Below are 3,478 nucleotides of genomic sequence, written 5' to 3' on the forward strand. Positions count from 1 at the left end.
AAGCGGGAGAGGGCGAACAGGCCGGGTTCTTCCGACCGGGCGCGTACCACCTGCTTGCCCCGGCGTAGGGCAGGGTGGGCGGTGCGCAGGCGGGCGAGCGAGGCGATGGTGCGATAGAGGCTGTGCGAGGGATCGAAGCGGGGCGTGGCGGTCGTGGCATCCGTGCCGACGAGGCGGTTGTCATTGTAGATGGCGACCTTGCTGCCGAACATATCCTCGCGCGCGTCCTGATCGCCGCCATCGCCGGAAAATCCCTGTTCATCGCCATAATAGAGCGTCGGTGCGCCGCGCAGCGTCAGCATCATGGCGTGGCCGAGCGTGACGCGGTCCAGCACTTCCTGTTCGCTGGCGGCGGGAAAGGCGCGGCGGACGAAGGTGGCGAAGCGGCCATTGTCATGATTGCTGATGAAGGTCGGCAGTTGCCGCGCGGTAGCTTCACCCTGGACATAGAGGGCATCGCCCTGGAGCATCTTTTCCCACAGGGCCGTCGCGCCCTTGCCCGCGACGGTCTGGATCGCGACCTGATGGAAGGCGAAGTCGAGGACCGAGGGAAAGCCGCCCTCGCGCGTGTGCCAGGCGAGTGGGCCTGACAGGATATCGCTTTCCGACACTTCGCCGAAGATGTGGAAATTGGGGATGCCTTTGGCTTTTGCGCGGGCCTGCATGGCGGGGACGAAGGCCTGCCAGAAATGCGGGTCGACATGGCGGGCGGTATCGACGCGGAAGCCATCGACGCCGAAACGGTCGATCCAGTCGCCGAATATCTCGATCATCCCCGCAATGACGCGCGGATTTTCGGTCATGAGGTCGTCCAGCCCGACAAAGTCGCCCATCGTCGCGCTTTCGCCGCGATAGGTCGTTTCGCCCCGGTTGTGATAGAGGGTGACGTCGTTCAGCCAGGCGGGCGTCTTGGTCTGTTCCTCGCCCTTGGGGATATAGGGCGTATAGGCGTAGGACGGATCGGCCAGCCGGGCGAAATTGTCCGGGCGATGGTCATCATCGCTGGTGAAGCCGGGATTGATCGGCTGGCCGGTGACGCCGCCGCGCCGTTGATAGGGATAGTCCGCGCGCGAGCGGTAGGTGCAGGCGGAAACGGCGCATTCGCGATATTGGATGACGTCGGCGGTGTGGTTGGCAATGATGTCCATATAGACTTTCATGCCCCGCCCATGGGCGGCCTTCACCAGTGCCGCGAAATCGGCGTCGGTGCCGAAATGCGGATCGACATGGGTGAAGTCGGTGATCCAATAGCCGTGATAGCCCGCACTTTCCTGGCCCTTGGCGCCCTGCACCGGCTTGTTGCGGAAGATGGGGCCGACCCAGATGGCGGTCGCGCCCAGTCCCTGGATATAGTCTAGCCGTCGGATCAGGCCTTTGAGGTCTCCGCCATGGAAAAAACCCTTGGCCGTGGGGTCATAGCCATGGGTCAGCCGGTCGCCGCCAAAGTCGCCCTTGTCATTGCGCGGATCGCCATTGTCGAAGCGGTCGGGCAGGACGAAATAGATGATCTCATCCTCCGGCAGGCGCGCGCGAAAATCTGCGGGAGCTGGCGGGGCGGCGGATGCGGACAGGGCGGGGGTGGCCAGCGCCATCAGCGCGGCGAACAGCATGGGATTGCGCTTTGGCATTCCTCTTCCTCCTCTGGCCCGCACTGGCCTGATCGCCGCGGTCTTATGCCCCCTTCTTAGTCGGTCTTTGTCGGTGCGGCCAAGGATGCGACATACGTATTCAAAGCCCGGCTTTCCAAGCGTGCCGGAGCGGCGTAGGATCAGGCAATGGCCGTCAATGAGAAAATTACGTCGTTCGACATCGCGACATTGGCCGGCGTTTCCCAGCCGACCGTATCGCGCGCGCTGCGCGGCGACCCCACGGTCAGCGAGGGGACGCGCAAGCGGATCGAGGCGATCGCCCGCCAGCTCAATTATGCGGTGGACAAGAATGCGTCATCGCTGCGCCGGGGAAAGAGCAATACGCTGGCGCTGCTATTCTTCGAGGATCTGCTGCCCGACGAAAGCTGGATCAATCCCTTCTTCCTGTCGATGCTGGGGCCGATCCTGCAAACCTGCGCCAAGCGGGGCTATGACCTGCTGACATCCTTTCAGCAATTATCGACCGACTGGCATGTCGATTATGAGGATAGCCGCAAGGCCGACGGCATCATCCTGCTCGGCTATGGCAATTACGAGATTTACCGCGTCCGGCTGGAACAGCTGGTGGCGCAGGGGACGCATTTCGTCCGCTGGGGTTCGGTCGATGACCTTGCGTTGGGCATGACCATCGGATGCGACAATCGGCAGGGTGGGCGCGATGCGGGTCGGCACCTGATCGAACGCGGCCGCCGCTCGATTGCCTTTCTGGGCGATGCGTCCAACCGCTATCCCGAATTTCGCGACCGTTATGCGGGGCTGACCGAGGCGATGGTGGAGGCCGGCCTGCCGGTCGATCCGGGGCTGCATGTCGATGCCCTGTCGATCGAACATTCCGGCCATGAGGCGGCGCGCCGCCTGATCGCGCGCGGCATTCCGTTCGATGCTATTTTCGCCGGGTCGGATCTGATCGCGATCGGCGCGATGCGCGCGCTGGAGGAGGCGGGGATGACGGTGCCGAACGATGTGGCGATGATCGGTTTCGACGATATTCCCGCGGTCAGCCTGACGCGCCCGCCGCTAACCACGGTTGCGCAGGATTATCTGCTTGCAGGCGAAGTGCTGGTCGATGCGCTGATCGCCCAGATCAAGGGCAAGCCAGTGACGCCGACGCTGCTGGCGCCACGGTTGGTCAGCCGGATGACCGCCTGATCGCGTTTCACACGGTCCCGCAGCCCGAACGGTGGAAATCGGCAATGTTTCAAAAAAAGGGACCGCCCTCTCCTGAAAGAAGCGGCGGTCCCGGCACTGCCTGCGTGCAGTCAGGCAGATCAGAGGGTCATCCTCCCCCGCCGGGGGAGGATTTGAGAAGCGTTAGAATTTGTAGGTGAGGCCCAGATAATAATCGCGGCCATAGCGTTGATAGTCGATGACCTGGCGCGGATCGTCATTCTGGTAGGTGACGAAGGGCTGGTCGGTCAGGTTCTTGCCCTGGAGCAGGATCGACAGGCCAGTGAGCGGACCCGACTGGAATTCATAGCCGATCTGCGCGTCCAATATGCCCTCCGCCTCGGCCGTGCGGAAGGTGGGGGCTGCCGACAGGCCAGCGACTTCGCCCAGGAAAGATGAGCGGTAGCGATAGCTGACCCGTGCCTGGAAGCCGCTGCGTTCGAAATAGGCGGTGCCGCTGGCGACCCATTTGGAGAGGCCCGGCAGGGTCACGGTCGCTCCGGGATTGCTGCCATATTTGACTTCGCTGTGGGTGTAGGAGCCGCTGGCGAAGAGGCCGAAACCATCAAGGGTCTCGGTGAACAGCTTGAAGGGCAGCGACGCGGTGGCTTCCGCGCCGATGATCGTGCCCTTGCCGTTGTTGGCGGGTGCCTTCAGCAAGC

2 protein-coding genes and 1 pseudogene are annotated in these 3,478 nt (G+C 63.3%); 1 reads left to right on the plus strand and 2 read right to left on the minus strand.

Translation table 11 applies throughout. The features are described from left to right. On the minus strand, positions 1–1,628 hold a 1,628-nt coding region (locus tag IL54_RS23185), incomplete at its 3' end, for an alpha-amylase family glycosyl hydrolase (RefSeq protein WP_076605587.1). Between the two features lie 147 nt (positions 1,629–1,775). Between IL54_RS23185 and IL54_RS16420 the strand changes: the two genes are divergently transcribed. Further along, positions 1,776–2,798 carry a LacI family DNA-binding transcriptional regulator gene (locus IL54_RS16420; RefSeq protein WP_037476967.1) on the plus strand — a complete coding sequence of 341 codons (1,023 nt, stop codon included), beginning with the start codon at positions 1,776–1,778 and terminating at the stop codon, positions 2,796–2,798. A gap of 162 nt (positions 2,799–2,960) precedes the next feature. Here IL54_RS16420 and IL54_RS24305 read toward each other — a convergent pair. Next, positions 2,961–3,478, minus strand: a pseudogene (locus IL54_RS24305) (TonB-dependent receptor); the annotation flags it as partial.

Source organism: Sphingobium sp. ba1 (assembly GCF_000743655.1).
Taxonomy (GTDB): domain Bacteria; phylum Pseudomonadota; class Alphaproteobacteria; order Sphingomonadales; family Sphingomonadaceae; genus Sphingobium.